The sequence below is a fragment of the Shinella sp. SUS2 genome (assembly GCF_001262505.1).
Classification (GTDB): Bacteria; Pseudomonadota; Alphaproteobacteria; order Rhizobiales; family Rhizobiaceae; genus Shinella.
Genome location: NZ_KQ410729.1, coordinates 217,005 through 231,256 on the forward strand (window position 1 = coordinate 217,005; position 14,252 = coordinate 231,256).

The following is a 14,252-nucleotide window of genomic DNA, read 5'->3' on the forward strand; positions in this document are numbered from 1 at the left end:
ATATGACGGGGGAATAGAGGGTTTTATTCGGCCGGGGATGCTAGAAACGCGTGGTTTCCGCCAGTGCCAGCGCAAGGCCGTCCGTCGTCAGCGCGTAGCGCTCGCGCATGACGTTCCAGTTCCCGGGGGCGCCGGAAATGGAGAACAGGTTGTAGCCCGCCGGCGGCTTGTGGCCGCCCGGCCCCTGCGAGGCCGAGGCAATGCCGACGACTGGAATCTGCTTCGTCTGCCCGGGCAGCCAATGCACCGTATTGAGGTGGGTGTGGCCGTGCAGCACGAGGTCGGCGCCACCCGTCGAGACCGTGGCGGCGAAGCGGCGGATGCCGATCATGCGCTTGTGGAGCGAGGTTGCGCCGCGGATCGGCGGGTGGTGGATCAGCACGACACGGAAGAGGCCGTGCTTCTCTGCCGCTCGCAGGAGATTGACGGTTTCGCGCGCCTGCCGCCTGCCGAAATAGCCCGAGGCGGCGAAGGGCGGCGTTGCGACCGCCGTCGAGCAGCCGATGATCGCCACCTGGCCGCGAACCCGCATGTAGGGAAAGACGTGAAAGTCCTCGTCCCATTCGGCCGGTGCGTTGTCGCCACGCATGTAGGGATACCAGGCCCTGGTCGATTTTTCGTAGGCGCCCCGCACATAGGCGTCGTGGTTGCCCGGCACGACCGAGACGTTCTCCGGCGTGCCGGCCTCCGCCAGCCAGCTTTTGACGGCGGCGATCTCGAGCGAGGAGGCAAGGTTCACGAGGTCGCCGGTGATCGCGAGATGATCCGGGTCGCGCCGCTCGAGATCGTCCAGAACGATGTCCAGCGTGTTGGCGAAGAGGTGCCGGCGCCGGTTGCGGTGCCAGTTGACGAAGCCGGTGATGCGCTTGGAAAAAAGCTCCAGGAAGGTGAGGGCAGGGAGCGGCCCGAGATGGACGTCCGATATATGGGCAAGTCTGAACATATCCTTCCTTAGTGCATAAGATGCGCAAGGGGAACGCAAGGCGTGGATATTCCTCGGTCTTTGGCGCGGTGAGACTTGATTTGGCCAAAAGCTTCCGGCGAAGTGCCGCCATGGACCAGGACAAGCCCGCCGCCGCACCACCGACCCGCAGCCGCCTCAGGCGGCTTGCGACGCGTGTGCTGCACGGCTACTTCGCGCTTTCCCGCGGCATGACGATGGGCGTGCGCGCCGCCTGCTTCGACGAGGCCGGCCGGCTCTTCCTGGTGCGTCACAGCTATGTGCCCGGCTGGCACCTGCCGGGCGGCGGCATCGAGCGCGGCGAGACGGCGCTGGAGGCGCTGGCCAAGGAGATGCGCGAGGAGGGCAATCTCGTTGCGGGTGCGGCGCCCCGGCTCGTGCACGTCTATTTCAACCGGCAGACCAGCAAGCGCGACCACGTTCTCCTCTACTGCTGCGAAGGCGTCACCCAGTCCACACCGCGCCTGAAGGACCGGGAGATCGTCGAGGCCGGCTTCTTCGGGCTCGACGCCCTGCCGGCCGCAACGACCGCCGCCACCCGGCGGCGACTGGAGGAGCTTGCCGGCCGGGCGCCGTTTGCTGATGTGTGGTAGGTTCAGGCCGCCTTCAGCCGCTCGCGGCCATGGGGCAGGGTCAGGTCGAGTTCGGGGCCGACGGGCACGATCCCCGTCGGGTTGATCGTCGTGTGGCTGCGGTAGTAGTGCTCCTTGATGTGGCGCATGTTCACCGTTCCGGCGATACCCGGCACCTGGTAGAGTTCGCGCAGATAGCCGGAAAGATTGGGGTAATCGGCGATGCGGCGGATGTTGCACTTGAAGTGGCCGACATAGACCGGATCGAAGCGCACCAGCGTGGTGAAGAGCCGCCAATCGGCCTCCGTCAACCGGTCGCCGGTGAGGTAGCGTTTCGTGGAAAGCCGGTCATCGAGACGGTCCAGCATCTCGAAGAGCTTTTGCACGGCGCCTTCGTAGGCGTCCTGTGCCGTCGCGAAACCGGCCTTGTAGACGCCGTTGTTGACGGTGTCGTAGATCGCCTCGTTGAGCACGTCGATCTCCGCACGCAGCGGCTCGGGATAGTAGTCCTCGCGCGAACCGGTGATACCGTCGAAAGCCGCGTTGAACATGCGGATGATCTCAGCCGATTCGTTCGAGACCAGGCGGTTCTGTTTCTTGTCCCAGAGAACCGGCACGGTGACGCGGCCGGAATAGTGCGGATCGGCCTTCTGGTAGATTTCGTAGAGTGCGGTGGCACCGAACAGCGGATCGAGCGTGCCGCCGTTCTCGCCCTTGAACTCCCAGCCTCGGGTCAGCATCAGCGGATCGACGACGGAGACCGTGATGAGTTCTTCCAGCTTCTTCAGCTTGCGGAAGATCAGCGTGCGGTGCGCCCAGGGACAGGCATAGGAGACATAGAGATGGTAGCGTCCGGCCTCCGCGGCAAAGCCGCCTTCGCCGGTCGGTCCCGGCGCGCCGTCCGGCGTGATCCAGTTGCGGAACTGCGAGGCGGCGCGCTTGAAATGGCCCTTTGTCGATTCCGTATCATACCAGACGTCGTGCCAGACGCCGTCCACGAGCATGCCCATGATATTCTCCTTCTGCCGCCTTTCGTGGCCAAAACGTGCAGCCATAGTGCGCATATGGACGAAGCGTGGATAGGGGCATTTTGATGAACAGTGCGTTTTGCTCTTTGACAGACGCGAAATTTCTGCTATCGGCGCAAGTCAGTACCGGCGCTCAAGCCGGCAAGGAAGACGAACCCCGCATGTTCTACACCGGAACCCCACGACGACGCTGATGCTCCTGCTGCGCCCCCTGGCGGCGGCGGCGCGATCACCCGCATCCCTCGTTTCGTATCCGGTTCCCTGATCCATGAACATGCTCAAGCACGACCTCGTCTACCTCACGGAAGATGTCTCCCACGACGCGGCCATCGAACACATCAACGAAGAGGCCTTCGGCCCCGGCCGGCATGTGCGTGCGGCTGCGCGCATCCGCGAGCAGGGGCCGCACGACCTGTCGCTCTCCTTCGTCTGTACCGATGACGGCGAGACGATTGCCTCCGTGCGCATGACGCCGGTGCTGGCGGGCGGCGTGAAGGCACACCTGCTCGGCCCGCTCGCCGTGCGGCCGTCGCACAAGAACAAGGGCATCGGCCGGGAACTGCTGCGGATCGCCTGCGCGGCGGCCAAGCGCAAGGGTTCGGAAGCGGTGGTCCTCGTCGGCGATCCGCCCTACTACGGCCCGCTCGGTTTCGAAAAGGTCGCGTGGAATGCGCTCGCCTTCCCCGGTCCGGTCGATCCGGCCCGGGTGCTCGTCATGCCCTTTGCCGAGGATACGCATGCGCGGCTGAAGGGGGTCATCTGCTGGCGGTGTAATGAGGGGGCCAACCCCGGGGTTTAAGGCGCCCCTCATCCGCCTGCTGGCACCTTCTCCCCGCGAGCGGGGAGAAGGTGGAATTGGCAATGCCTTCCATCCATCGGACCGTCCTGCCGGGAAAACGGTGCGGCATCTTCCTTCTCCCCGCATGCGGGGAGAAGGGGTCGGCAGCCGGCTGAGGGGTAATCTCAGTCCTTCAACTCCATGAAGCGGATGTGGTTGTTGAACGGATCCGTCACCGTCACCTCCAGCCGCGAGCCCTCATCCTCCAGCCCCGGCTTCATGTAGCGGTAGTCCTTGCCGATCAGCTCCTTCTGGAAGGCGCGGATGCCTGTCATGTAGACGACCATGTTGCCGCCCGGCGTTGCGTCGCCCGCGTGCTCGGAAAGATGCAGCCTGAGGCCGCCGCGCGAGACCTGGGTATAGAGCGGAAAATTCTCGCCGTAGCGGTGTTCCCAATCGATGGAGAAGCCGAGGAAGCCGAGATAGAATTCGTGCGCCTTCGCCACATCGAAGATGCGGACGATCGGCACCGCCTGCTCGAACGCGATACCGGCCGGCGGCTTGGCCTCGATTTTCGCCGACAGGATATTCCACGTCTCGACGCCGAACTGGCGGGCGACGATTTCGAGGGCCTGGCTGTGGGGAATGTCGATATCCCGGGCGGCGAGGGTGTCCCGCAGGGTTTTCGCCATGGTTTTTGCGTCGCGAAAGTCGCGCATGTCCGTTCCTCATATCAGGCGAAGTCTTCGTCAGTGCCCGCATTGCCGACGCCTTCGCCACGATGAACGGTGGAGAAAGGTTTTGGGGGGAGGCGTTCGCCATGCCGTTGGAAAGGCGCGGGTCTGCCGGCCGCCTCCGGCCGTGCCGCGACACTAGCCGAACGTTTGGCGTGGCGCCAGAGGCGATTACCGCCCTTCGCGATACCACATGGCCGAGAAGGCGAGCAGCAGCAGGCCGACGCCGGCAAAACCGGCAAAGAGCGGCAGCGAGTTGATGCCCTTCAGCACTGTCTCGTCCGTCATGCGCAGCGACAGGCGGTTCTCGTCGATGGTGCGGACCTGACCCGACACCGGCAGCAGCGGCGGCAGGGACACGGCCTCGCCCTCCGCATCGACCAGCCGGCGCACCGTCCCCCTCGTGGCCTCGGCGAGCGGCTTCAGGCTCTCGGTGGTCGAGATCGTCGCCTTGAATTCCGGCGCGTCGACAGCACCGACATGGACGAGGGCGGAAAGGTTGTCGTTGGTGATCTCGTAGAGGCCGGTTTCCGCGGTCGGCACTTCGGCGCGGTAGAGGCCGGGTTCGGCCTCGGTGAGTACCACCTGCTGCGTTGCGCCGGAGGGCAGTTTCAGCGTCGCCTCGCCTGGCGCGTCGCCGATCGTCTGGCGGTTGATCTGGAGCGTGCGGCCGAAGTTGCGGGCGGTCAGCGCCTCCTCCTCCAGCGCCGGCTCCTGCATCAGCCAGTGCGCCGTGCGACGGTAGAGCGAGACATGCGGGCCGCCCCCTTCGAAACCGCGCGCCCAGAGCCAGCCCTGGTCGGAAAGCAGCATGGCGACGCGGCCCTTGCCGGCGCGGTTCAGCACCAAGAGCGGCTTGCCGTCATTGGCCTCCATCACGACATTACCGTCCGGGCGCTGCACGTCGACGGTGCGGAACCAGCGGCCCCAGCGCGGGGGCTCCTCGCCCGCGCCCTCAAGGCCGCGGGTGACGGGGTGCTTTTTGCCCTGGTCCGAAAGACGCGGATAGAAGGGCGCCTCGTTCATCGCGCCGGTCGGGTTCGCCGGCAGCACGACCGAGAGCGGGGTGCCTGCGATGGAATCGTTGCCCGCATGTTCCGGCCCGGCGGCGATCAGCAGTGCGCCGCCGTTTTCCACGTACTGGGCGATGTTGTCGTAGTAGAGGATCGGCAGCACGCCGCGGTGCTGGTAGCGGTCGAAAATGATGAGATCGAACTCGTTGATCTTGTCGACGAAGAGTTCGCGGGTCGGGAAGGCGATCAGCGACAGTTCGTTGATCGGCGTGCCGTCCTGCTTTTCCGGCGGACGCAGGATGGTGAAGTGCACGAGGTCGATGGCCGTGTCGGACTTCAGGAGGTTGCGCCAGGCGCGCTCGCCGGCATGCGGTTCGCCGGAGACCAGCAGCACGCGCAGGTTCTCGCGGATGCCCTCGATGACATGGACGGCGCGGTTGTTCGCCGTGGTGATCTCGCCCGCGACCGGCTCGACTTCGAACTCCAGGATATTGTTGCCGCCGCGCGGGACGGTAAAGCCGAGCGGGTGTTCCGTGCCCGGCTGGGCGATTTCCGAGGCGATCTCGTTGCCGTTGAGGCGCACGGTCACGCGGGCGGTGCCGCCGGGGCCTGCGCCGTCGTCCACCACGCGGAATTTCAGCTCCTGCGGCTCGCCGACGATGCCGAAGCGCGGCGCGCTGACGATCTCGATGCGGCGGTCGAATTCATCCGGCCGGCCGGTGACGAGGGCGTGTACCGGCGCTTCGAAACTGGAGAAGGCCGATGCCTCCGGAATGTCGTGCACCTGGCCGTCGGTGATGAGGATCGCGCCGCCGACACGCGAGCGCGGCACATCGGCGATCGCGGCATTGAGCGCGTCGAAGAGGCGGGTGGAGGGCGTGTCCGACGTGCCGTCGTCGCCGGCCTCCACGATGCGCGGCTCGATGCGGGGATAGCGCGAAAACCGTTCCTTGAGGCCTTCGAGCGCGGCGTTGGTCTGCGCGGTGCGCTGTTCGTTGTCCTGGCTCTGGCTGCGGTCGACGATGACGGGCACGACCGTCGACAGCGCCTCGCGATCCTCCTGCAAAAACACCGGGTTGGCGAGGGCGAAGACGAGAAGAGCGAGCGCCAGCGCGCGGATGAAGGCGCCGCGCAGGCCACGCCAGAAGCCGAGGGCGGCAAGCGCGATGCCGACGAGGGCGATTGCGCCGATGGCGAGCCAAGGCAGGAAGGGCGAGAACTGGAGGGTCATGTCATTGTCCCAGCCGTTCGAGGAGGGCGGGAACGTGCACCTGGTCCGCCTTGTAGTTGCCGGTCAGCATGTACATCATGATGTTGACGCCGGCGCGGAAGGCGTGGTCGCGCTGGACTTCATCCGGCGGCACGGTCGGCAGCAGCGCCATGCCGTTGGCATCGACCGCCCAGGCGCCGGCGAAATCGTTGCCGGTGATCATGATCGGCGAGACGCCGTCGCCTGCGCGGGCCGGGCGGCTCGGGTCCTCTGCGCGGTCAAGCTCGGCCTCGATCCAGAGCGGGCTGCCGGCATAGCGGCCGGGGAAGTTCGCGAGCAGGTAGAACGCCTTGGTCAAAACGTGATCTGCCGGTACGGGTTCGAGCGGGGGAATGTCGAGATTGGCGAGGATCGCCTGAAGGCGCTCGGTGTTCGGGCTCGTCGAATTGCCGTCGAGCGAGACATATTGATCGCGCGTGTCGAACAGCACCGTGCCGCCGTTGCGCATATAGGCGTCGATGCGGCTGATCGCGGCGCTGGAGGGCATTTCCGCCGTGGCGCTCACCGGCCAATAGATGATCGGGTAGAGCGACAGCTCGTCCCTGGAAATATCGACGCCGACAGGTTCGCCGGGCTCCAGCGTGGTGCGGTAGGTGAGGAATTCCGTGAGGCCGGCAAGGCCGCGTTCGGAGATGCGGTCCACTTCGCCCTCGCCGGTGACGACATAGGCGATATGCGTCGTGTCGAGCCGCGACATGATCGTCTCGTCGCCGGGCTTGTTGTCGGCCGCGCGGCTTTCCGACGGCGCGACGATCAGCGCGCCGGCGACGAGTGCCAGAAGCACGGCGGCGGTCGCGCCGCGTTTCGGCACGCTGCGGGTGGCGGCGGCGAAGGCGCCGCCCATGAAGAGCACGATGACGCAATCGGCCAGCAGCAGGAGAGCGGCGAGGGTGAAGAGATGCGGCTTCAGCGACCAGGTCTCCCTGCCGGCAAGCGGCTCGCGCGTGACGCCCGCGCCGTCAGCGATGGCGAGCGGGCGGATCTCGTGGCCGGGCGGGAAGAGGTTGTGGGCGACATAGCCGTCCTCCGTGCCGTAGAGGCCGGGCGGGTTGTCGAAGCTCGCGATCGCCTTCGTGGAATTGCCTGTTGCGAGCGGTTTTGCTTCCCCGGTCGCGGCGGCGAGCGTGCCGTTCGCAGTCATCAGCCGGTAGGGCGGCAGGCCCTGCGTCTCTGCGTCGCCGGTCGAAACGCCGCCGCCGCGCGAAAGCTGCACGGTGCGGCGGAGCATTTCGACGAAATCGCCTGACAGCGGCAGGTTGGACCAGCCGGTTTCCGCGCTGATGTGGAAAAGCACGATGCGGCCGGAGCCGAGCGGGCCGGTCGTCACCAGCGGCGTGCCGTCGGCAAGGTTCGCCCAGGTGCGTTCGGCAAGGTCCGGCGTCGGTTCGGCGAGCACCTGGCGCTTGATCAGGATGCCTTCCGGTGCGCGCATGCCGAAGAACGGGCTGTTTTGCGGATAGGCGGAGAGCGGTTGCGGCTCGGACCACGACAGCGCGCCGCCCAGTGCCCGTTCGCCCTTGCGCAGCATGACCGGCACCAGAGGATCGTCCGCGGGGGCGGCGGCGAGGCGCGGGCCGGCGAAGCGGATGAGCATGCCGCCGGCCTCGATCCAGCGCTGCACCGCGGCCTGTACATCCTCCGGCAGGCGGCCGATATCGGCCATGATCAGCACGGAGGGGTTCTGCTCGAGAAGCTCGGGAATGGCGACGGAGAGGTCGGCGACGCTCGGCTCGACCAGGTCGGCATAGGGCGCGAGCGCGCGGTTGATATAGTGCAGCGGCGAAAGCAGCGGCTGGCTGGCATCCACCACCTCGCCGGAGAGGAAGGCGACGCGGCGGCGGCGGAAACCGTCGTCGAGAAGATAGGTGCCGCCGGCGTTTGCCAGCCCGTCGATGGCGATGCGGGCAAAATCGTTGCGCAGTTCGAAGGGGGCGGTAATCGTGCCCATCGTCGTCGTGCTGCCCGCGGCGAAGTCGGCGGTTCCGGTCGCGATCGGCCGGCCGCGTGAGTCATGCGCCGTCAGCGGCAGGCTGCGCGCTGCGTCGCCATCGAGGCGGCTGAGGGTCACCGAGAGCGCATCCGAACCGTTGTTCGCCGCCGTGATGGCAACGGCCGGCGATCCGTCCCCGGCGATCAGGCGGAAGTCGGCGGGCGAGAGAGCTTGCAGCGCGGAGACCGTCTCGTCGGTCTCGCCGCCCGCCATGCCGTCGCTGATGAAGGCGATGGTGCCCGGCGCGGTGCCGTCGAGCGCGGTGCGGAGCGACGCGACGGCAACGGCGCGGTCGGCCGGCAGCGGACGGACCTCCGCCGCGGCAAGGCGGGTGCGCGCGGTCGCGGCATCGACAGGCACGGCGTCGTGCTGTCGGTCGGCGGTCAGCACCAGCGAGATCGGCACGTCGCGGCTTTCGGCGTCGTCGATCAGCGTCGATGCCGTGTCGATGCGCTGTTGCCAGTCGGTGGCGGTGGCCCAGCTATTGTCGACGACGAGGGCGAGGGGGCCGCTCGACGCGAGCGTATTGGTGCGCGGGTTGAAGACCGGGTCGGCGATCGCAAATATGATCGCGGCGGCCATGAGCATGCGCAGCAGCGTCAACCACCAGGGGCTTTGCGCCGGCGTCTCCTCGCGCTTCATGATCGAGGCGAGGATGGCGAAGGGCGGAAAGACTTCCGTCAGCGGCTTCGGCGGGGTCAGGCGCAGCAGCCACCAGATGACCGGCAGCAGCACCAGCGTCGTCAGCACGGCGGGGAATGCGAAGGCGAAGGCGCTCATCGGCCGCGGCCCTCCGTCTTCATGGCCGGCATGCCGGAGAGATACATGTGCACGGCGACCAGCGCCTCCGACGCGAGCCGGTCGGTGCGGTGGGGCACGAAACTCCAGCCGAGATGGCGCAGATTGTCCGCCAGCGTGTCGCGGCGCGCGCCATAGGCACGGGCGTAGTCTTCCTTCAGCGTCTCGGCGCGGCCGGCGGTAAGTTTTTGGCCGCTTTCGGGATCGGTGAATTCGGTGCGGCCGACATAGGGGAAGGTTTCTTCCGCGGGGTCGGCGATCTCCACCACATGGCCTCTAAGGCCCCGGCGCGCAAGCGGGCCGAGGCGCTCCATGACGTCCTCGACGGGATCCAGGAAATCGCCGATCAGCACGATATCGCTGTTGCCGCGGATCATGCCCGTGTCCGGCAGGCCGCTGACGGAGGCATTGTGCATCAGGGCGGTGGCGAGCCGTTCGGCGGCGTTGCGCGCGGCGATCGGCTCCATCACGCCGGGGCAGCCGATGCGCTCGCCGGAGCGCGCGAGGATTTCGGCGAGCGCCAGCATGAGGACGAGCGCGCGACTTTCCTTCGAGACGCTGCCGAAGGTGGACTTGTACATCATCGAGGGCGAAAGATCGGCCCAGATCCAGACGGTGTGGGCGGCCTCCCATTCGCGGTCGCGCACATAGGTGTGGTCGTCGCGGGCCGAGCGCCGCCAGTCGATGCGGGCAAGGCTCTCGCCGTCGACATAGGGGCGGAACTGCCAGAAATTCTCGCCGATGCCGCGCTTGCGGCGGCCATGCCAGCCGGCGATCACGGTGTTGGCGAGGCGCTGGGCTTCCACCATGCAATCGGGGATGAGGGCCGCGCGCGCCTGCGCCCGCGAAAGCACCTCGCGGGTCGGTGTTGGCTCGACGATCTGGCCGACGGACGCCATGCGCTCTCCTCGCTCAGCCGCCGGCCTGCCGGACGAGGCCCGCGATGACGTCCCGCACCGACATGCCTTCCGCGCGGGCGCCGAAGGTCAGTGCCATGCGGTGCTGGAGGATCGGTTCGGCGAGCGCCAGGACGTCGTCGACGGAGGGCGCAAGGCGGCCTTCGTAGAGCGCGCGAGCGCGGGCGCAGAGCATCATCGCCTGGCCGGCGCGCGGGCCCGGGCCCCAGGCGACGTGCTTGTCGGTCGAAGTGAGGCCGTTGCCCGGGCGGGCGGAGCGCACCAGCGAAAGGATCGCGTCGAGCACCTTCTCGCTCACCGGCATCTGGCGGATGAGGGTCTGGATCTCGATGAGGCGATCGGCGGCGATGGCGGCGCTCGTCTGCGCCTCGTGCACGCCGGTCGTTTCGAGCAGGATCTGCCGTTCGGCGGCGAGCTCCGGATAGTGCACGTCGACCTGCAAGAGGAAGCGGTCGAGCTGGGCTTCGGGCAGCGGATAGGTGCCTTCCTGCTCCAGCGGGTTCTGCGTCGCGAGCACATGGAAGGGTTTTGGCAGGTCGTTCGCCCGGCCGGCGACCGTCACATGGTATTCCTGCATCGCCTGGAGCAGGGCGGACTGGGTGCGCGGCGAGGCACGGTTGATCTCGTCGGCCATCAGGAGCTGGGTGAAGATCGGGCCGGGCACGAAGCGGAAGGAGCGCTTGCCGTTCTCGTCCTGATCCATCACTTCTGAGCCGAGGATATCGGAGGGCATCAGGTCGGGCGTGAACTGGATGCGGCTGGAGGAGAGGCCGAGCACGGTGCCGAGCGTTGCGACCAGCTTGGTCTTGGCAAGGCCCGGTACGCCGACGAGCAGGGCGTGGCCGCCTGACAGTACGGCGAGCATGGTCTGTTCGACCACGCTTTCCTGACCGAAGATGACCTTGCCGACCTCCTGCTTGATGGCGGCGATGTCGGAGAGCGCCCGTTCCGCGGCGGCGATCACCGTTTTTTCGTCCAGGCCAGCCTCGGGGGAATTCTGAACGCCCATGGTCGTCTCCGCTACCGATCTCAAATTTTGAGGCGAATCGTGGTCTTGCCGCGTTCGCTTCATACATAGAAAGCTTATTAGCTCACCCGTGGCTGACAAGCGGCCACGAAATGACTATCTCGTGAGTGTATCCACCCTTTCCTCTGGGGAGGAAGGGCCTCTCGCGGAGATAGGGTTCAACCGGGACGGAACAATGGCAACGGGCGAAATTCGCGAAAGCGGCGATGCGGCGGGACTGGCCGCGCTGATTTCCCGCGCGGGCGCTGAAACCGGCGGACGCGGCCTGCCGCCGGTCGAGCGCTGGAACCCGCCGTTCTGCGGCGATATCGATATGGAGATCCGCGCCGACGGTACCTGGTTCTATCTGGGAACGCCGATCGGCCGCGCGCCGCTGGTGCGGCTTTTCTCGACCGTGCTGCGCAAGGACGAGGATGGTAAGGTCTATCTGGTGACGCCGGTCGAGAAGGTCGGCATCCGCGTCGTGGATGCGCCGTTCCTGGCGGTCGAAATGAATGCGTCGGGCGAGGGCGAGGGGCAAAAACTCACCTTCCGCACCAATGTCGGCGATGTCGTCGAGGCCGGGCGGGAGCACCCGCTGCGTTTCGTCATCGAGGGCGAAAACAGCGAGCTGAAGCCCTATCTCCTCGTGCGCGGGCGGCTGGAGGCGCTGGTCTCGCGGGCGATGATGTACGAGCTTGTCGGCCTTGGCGAGACGATCGAGATTGACAGTGTAAAAATGTTCGCCGTGCGTTCGGGTGGCACGGTCTTCCCGGTCATGCCGGCAGCCGAGCTGGATGCACTGTCGCTATGAGTTTTCCCCCTTTTAGCGCTGCGGAATTTCGTCGCCGGGCGATGGAGCAGATGCTGACGCTCGGCGAGGAGAGCTGGCGCGAGCATGGTGACAGCCTGCTCAATCCCGGCGTCATCCCCCATATCGAAGGCATGAAGCTGCGCGATGCCGCGGTGCTGATCCCCGTCGTCGACGATGGCGAGGAGGCGCGCGTCATCTTCACGCAGCGCACCGCGACGATGCGCAAACATTCCGGTCAGGTCGCCTTTCCCGGCGGCGCGGTCGATGACGAGGACGCCGATGTCGAGACGGCGGCGATGCGCGAGGCGGAGGAGGAGATCAGCCTCGACCGCCGTTTCGTCGAGCCGGTCGGTCGGCTGCCGCAATACAAGGCATTGTCGGGTTTCTCCATCACGCCGGTTTTGGCGGTGGTGCAGCCGGGGTTCGAACTCACGCCCAATCCGGCGGAAGTCGAGACGGTTTTCGACGTACCGCTCTCCTTCCTGATGGACCCGCGCAACCACGAACGGGGCAGCGGCGTCTGGCTCGGCGGCGAGCGGCATTATTATCGCATGCCGTATGAGGGGCATAATATCTGGGGCATCACCGCCGGCATCGTGCGGGTGATCTATGAAAGGCTTTATGCATGACGTCTGTTTCGGGCGAGGCGTGGTTTGCCGATCCGGCGCTCGTTCGCGTGCTGGCGCTCTTGAACAGCGACGGCGGGGAGGCGCGCGTCGCCGGCGGGGCCGTGCGCAACAGCCTGATGGGCCTGCCGGTCGCCGATGTCGATATCGCGACGACGCTGCGGCCCGAGGTGGTTGTCGAGCGAGCGAAGGAAGCCGGCATCAAGGCGGTGCCGACGGGCATCGAGCATGGCACGGTGACGCTCGTCATCGAGGGCAAACCCTTCGAGGTGACGACGTTGCGCCGCGACATTTCCACCGACGGCCGCCATGCCGAAGTCGCCTTCGGCACGGACTGGCGGGCGGACGCCGAACGGCGCGACCTGACGATCAACGCGCTCTATGCCGATGCCGGCGGTGCAGTCATCGATCTCGTGGGCGGCCTGCCGGATATCGAGAGCCGCACCGTGCGTTTCATCGGCGATGCGGGAACGCGCATTGCGGAGGATCACCTGCGCATCCTGCGCTTTTTCCGCTTCTTTGCGCTCTACGGCAGCGGCCGGCCCGATGCGGACGGGCTGAAGGCCTGCGCACGGGCGAAGGGCAGCCTTGGAAAACTTTCAGCCGAGCGCGTCTGGTCCGAGACGAAGAAATTGCTCGTAGCGCCCGATCCCGGCCGCGCGCTGCTGTGGATGCGGCAGGCGGGCGTGCTCACCGAAATCCTGCCTGAGACGGAAAAGTGGGGCATCGATGCGATCCCCGGCCTGATCCATGCCGAAAAGGCGTTCGGCTGGAAGCCCGACCCGATGCTGCGCCTTGCCGCCATGGTGCCGGCGGATCGCGACCGGCTGAAAGCACTCGCCGAGCGCCTGCGCCTTTCCAAGGCGGAGGCGTCCGTTCTCGACCATTGGGCGGCCGCGCCGGAAATCGCGCCGAAACTTGCCGAGACGGCATTCGAGCGGCTGCTTTATCGCAGCGGTGTGCAGGGGCTGACGATGCGGCTGAAGCTGGCACTGGCGTCCGCCCGGGCGCGGGGCCTTGGTGACCCGGAGGCGCTCGCCTTTGCCGGCCTTTGCCAGCGGCTTCTTGCCCGGGCCGAGAAATGGCACCGGCCGACCTTCCCGCTGAACGGCGCGGACGTGCTTGCCGCAGGTATTCCCGCCGGCCCGAAGGTCGGTGCGGTTCTGGGGGCGATCGAAGAGGCATGGGTGGCGGGCAACTTCCATGACGGCCGCGCAAAGCTGCTTGCCCGTCTGGCGGCGATGGCAAAGGAGGAGGGGGAACCTTCCACGCCCTGAGCGCATCACGATCCTTCAGGTTTGCGTCTGACGTCAGGCTTTTGATTTTCCGGGTGCTACCGCAAACGGCTCATTTCGCGCCATGGGCTATTTGACCTTCTCCCCGGCGGGGAGAAGGTGAGCAGGCGGTGTGAATTTATCGGAAATGCCTGTCAGGCGGCGTCGGCCGCCTTCTCGTCGACGATGCGTTCCTTGATGTGATCGACCATGCTTTCCCGGATGATCGCCTCGCCATGGGCGGTGCGCATATGCTCGACCGCACGGCGGACGACTTCGGCGTCGTCATTGGCCCGCGTATGCCAGTCGCATCCGGGGACGAGTGAACCGCATTCAAAAAGTCTCATGACCTATCTCCTGTCGTTTCAGCGGAACCAGTGTAGCAGATGAGGCCCGATCAGCCAAATTGCAGCCGGGCCTGCGGCATCAGGAAGCCGTCCCATCAAACGGCAAAAGCCGCCCGAGGTTCCG

General features: G+C 66.6%; 13 protein-coding genes. 5 read left to right on the top strand and 8 right to left on the bottom strand.

The window, feature by feature from the left end; translation table 11 throughout:
* Positions 1 to 40: 40 nt before the first annotated feature.
* The gene (locus AKG11_RS13080; RefSeq protein WP_024270474.1) at positions 41 to 943 is read right to left on the bottom strand and encodes a metallophosphoesterase family protein; all 903 of its coding nucleotides are present in this window, start codon (positions 941 to 943) and stop codon (positions 41 to 43) included.
* A 110-nt stretch (positions 944 to 1,053) separates the two neighbouring features.
* Between AKG11_RS13080 and AKG11_RS13085 the strand changes: the two genes are divergently transcribed.
* The gene (locus AKG11_RS13085) at positions 1,054 to 1,554 is read left to right on the top strand and encodes an NUDIX domain-containing protein (RefSeq protein ID WP_050744175.1); all 501 of its coding nucleotides are present in this window, start codon (positions 1,054 to 1,056) and stop codon (positions 1,552 to 1,554) included.
* 2 nt (positions 1,555 to 1,556) lie between these two features.
* On the opposite strand, the gene AKG11_RS13090 is transcribed toward AKG11_RS13085, so the two are convergent.
* Positions 1,557 to 2,543, bottom strand: a complete 987-nt coding sequence (locus tag AKG11_RS13090; protein ID WP_050744176.1) for a glutathione S-transferase family protein — start codon at positions 2,541 to 2,543, stop codon at positions 1,557 to 1,559.
* A gap of 286 nt (positions 2,544 to 2,829) precedes the next feature.
* Here AKG11_RS13090 and AKG11_RS13095 point away from each other — a divergent pair, with 286 nt between their 5' ends.
* Positions 2,830 to 3,360, top strand: coding sequence for a GNAT family N-acetyltransferase (locus AKG11_RS13095; RefSeq protein WP_082342420.1), 531 nt, complete (start codon positions 2,830 to 2,832; stop codon positions 3,358 to 3,360).
* A 164-nt stretch (positions 3,361 to 3,524) separates the two neighbouring features.
* Here AKG11_RS13095 and AKG11_RS13100 read toward each other — a convergent pair whose 3' ends face one another.
* The 5 genes from AKG11_RS13100 to AKG11_RS13120 all read right to left on the bottom strand — a co-directional run bounded on the left by AKG11_RS13100 (position 3,525) and on the right by AKG11_RS13120 (position 11,070).
* Positions 3,525 to 4,058, bottom strand: coding sequence for a glyoxalase superfamily protein (locus tag AKG11_RS13100; protein WP_023514213.1), 534 nt, complete (start codon positions 4,056 to 4,058; stop codon positions 3,525 to 3,527).
* A 186-nt stretch (positions 4,059 to 4,244) separates the two neighbouring features.
* The gene (locus tag AKG11_RS13105) at positions 4,245 to 6,317 is read right to left on the bottom strand and encodes a hypothetical protein (RefSeq protein ID WP_050744177.1); all 2,073 of its coding nucleotides are present in this window, start codon (positions 6,315 to 6,317) and stop codon (positions 4,245 to 4,247) included.
* A 1-nt stretch (position 6,318) separates the two neighbouring features.
* Positions 6,319 to 9,126 carry a DUF4159 domain-containing protein gene (locus AKG11_RS13110; RefSeq protein ID WP_050744178.1) on the bottom strand — a complete coding sequence of 936 codons (2,808 nt, stop codon included), beginning with the start codon at positions 9,124 to 9,126 and terminating at the stop codon, positions 6,319 to 6,321.
* Positions 9,123 to 10,043 (bottom strand): DUF58 domain-containing protein, encoded by a 921-nt coding sequence (locus AKG11_RS13115; protein WP_050744179.1) that lies wholly within the window; start codon positions 10,041 to 10,043, stop codon positions 9,123 to 9,125. The genes AKG11_RS13110 and AKG11_RS13115 overlap by 4 nt, the downstream gene beginning before the upstream one ends.
* A 13-nt stretch (positions 10,044 to 10,056) precedes the next feature.
* Positions 10,057 to 11,070 (bottom strand): AAA family ATPase, encoded by a 1,014-nt coding sequence (locus AKG11_RS13120; RefSeq protein ID WP_050744180.1) that lies wholly within the window; start codon positions 11,068 to 11,070, stop codon positions 10,057 to 10,059.
* A 193-nt stretch (positions 11,071 to 11,263) separates the two neighbouring features.
* Between AKG11_RS13120 and AKG11_RS13125 the strand changes: the two genes are divergently transcribed.
* The 3 genes from AKG11_RS13125 to AKG11_RS13135 are packed head-to-tail and all read left to right on the top strand — an operon-like array spanning position 11,264 to position 13,784.
* Positions 11,264 to 11,881, top strand: coding sequence for a DUF1285 domain-containing protein (locus tag AKG11_RS13125; RefSeq protein ID WP_050744181.1), 618 nt, complete (start codon positions 11,264 to 11,266; stop codon positions 11,879 to 11,881).
* Positions 11,878 to 12,510, top strand: coding sequence for a CoA pyrophosphatase (locus AKG11_RS13130; protein ID WP_050744182.1), 633 nt, complete (start codon positions 11,878 to 11,880; stop codon positions 12,508 to 12,510). The genes AKG11_RS13125 and AKG11_RS13130 overlap by 4 nt, the downstream gene beginning before the upstream one ends.
* Positions 12,507 to 13,784: a CCA tRNA nucleotidyltransferase gene (locus AKG11_RS13135; protein ID WP_023516290.1), complete on the top strand. Its 1,278-nt coding sequence runs from the start codon at positions 12,507 to 12,509 to the stop codon at positions 13,782 to 13,784. The genes AKG11_RS13130 and AKG11_RS13135 overlap by 4 nt, the downstream gene beginning before the upstream one ends.
* Positions 13,785 to 13,936: 152 nt before the next feature.
* On the opposite strand, the gene AKG11_RS13140 is transcribed toward AKG11_RS13135, so the two are convergent.
* On the bottom strand, positions 13,937 to 14,128 hold the full coding sequence (locus AKG11_RS13140; RefSeq protein ID WP_023516291.1) for a DUF1059 domain-containing protein: 192 nt from the start codon (positions 14,126 to 14,128) through the stop codon (positions 13,937 to 13,939).
* Positions 14,129 to 14,252 lie beyond the last annotated feature (124 nt).

What these genes read in the sequence shown, in the direction of transcription:
- AKG11_RS13080 (WP_024270474.1), bottom strand. Translation starts at nt 943, where the DNA reads ATGTTCAGACTTGCCCATATATCGGACGTCCATCTCGGGCCGCTCCCT.
- AKG11_RS13120 (WP_050744180.1), bottom strand. Translation starts at nt 11,070, where the DNA reads ATGGGCGTTCAGAATTCCCCCGAGGCTGGCCTGGACGAAAAAACGGTG.
- AKG11_RS13085 (WP_050744175.1), top strand. Translation starts at nt 1,054, where the DNA reads ATGGACCAGGACAAGCCCGCCGCCGCACCACCGACCCGCAGCCGCCTC.
- AKG11_RS13110 (WP_050744178.1), bottom strand. Translation starts at nt 9,126, where the DNA reads ATGAGCGCCTTCGCCTTCGCATTCCCCGCCGTGCTGACGACGCTGGTG.
- AKG11_RS13105 (WP_050744177.1), bottom strand. Translation starts at nt 6,317, where the DNA reads ATGACCCTCCAGTTCTCGCCCTTCCTGCCTTGGCTCGCCATCGGCGCA.
- AKG11_RS13130 (WP_050744182.1), top strand. Translation starts at nt 11,878, where the DNA reads ATGAGTTTTCCCCCTTTTAGCGCTGCGGAATTTCGTCGCCGGGCGATG.
- AKG11_RS13140 (WP_023516291.1), bottom strand. Translation starts at nt 14,128, where the DNA reads ATGAGACTTTTTGAATGCGGTTCACTCGTCCCCGGATGCGACTGGCAT.
- AKG11_RS13115 (WP_050744179.1), bottom strand. Translation starts at nt 10,043, where the DNA reads ATGGCGTCCGTCGGCCAGATCGTCGAGCCAACACCGACCCGCGAGGTG.
- AKG11_RS13135 (WP_023516290.1), top strand. Translation starts at nt 12,507, where the DNA reads ATGACGTCTGTTTCGGGCGAGGCGTGGTTTGCCGATCCGGCGCTCGTT.
- AKG11_RS13095 (WP_082342420.1), top strand. Translation starts at nt 2,830, where the DNA reads ATGAACATGCTCAAGCACGACCTCGTCTACCTCACGGAAGATGTCTCC.
- AKG11_RS13125 (WP_050744181.1), top strand. Translation starts at nt 11,264, where the DNA reads ATGGCAACGGGCGAAATTCGCGAAAGCGGCGATGCGGCGGGACTGGCC.
- AKG11_RS13090 (WP_050744176.1), bottom strand. Translation starts at nt 2,543, where the DNA reads ATGGGCATGCTCGTGGACGGCGTCTGGCACGACGTCTGGTATGATACG.
- AKG11_RS13100 (WP_023514213.1), bottom strand. Translation starts at nt 4,058, where the DNA reads ATGCGCGACTTTCGCGACGCAAAAACCATGGCGAAAACCCTGCGGGAC.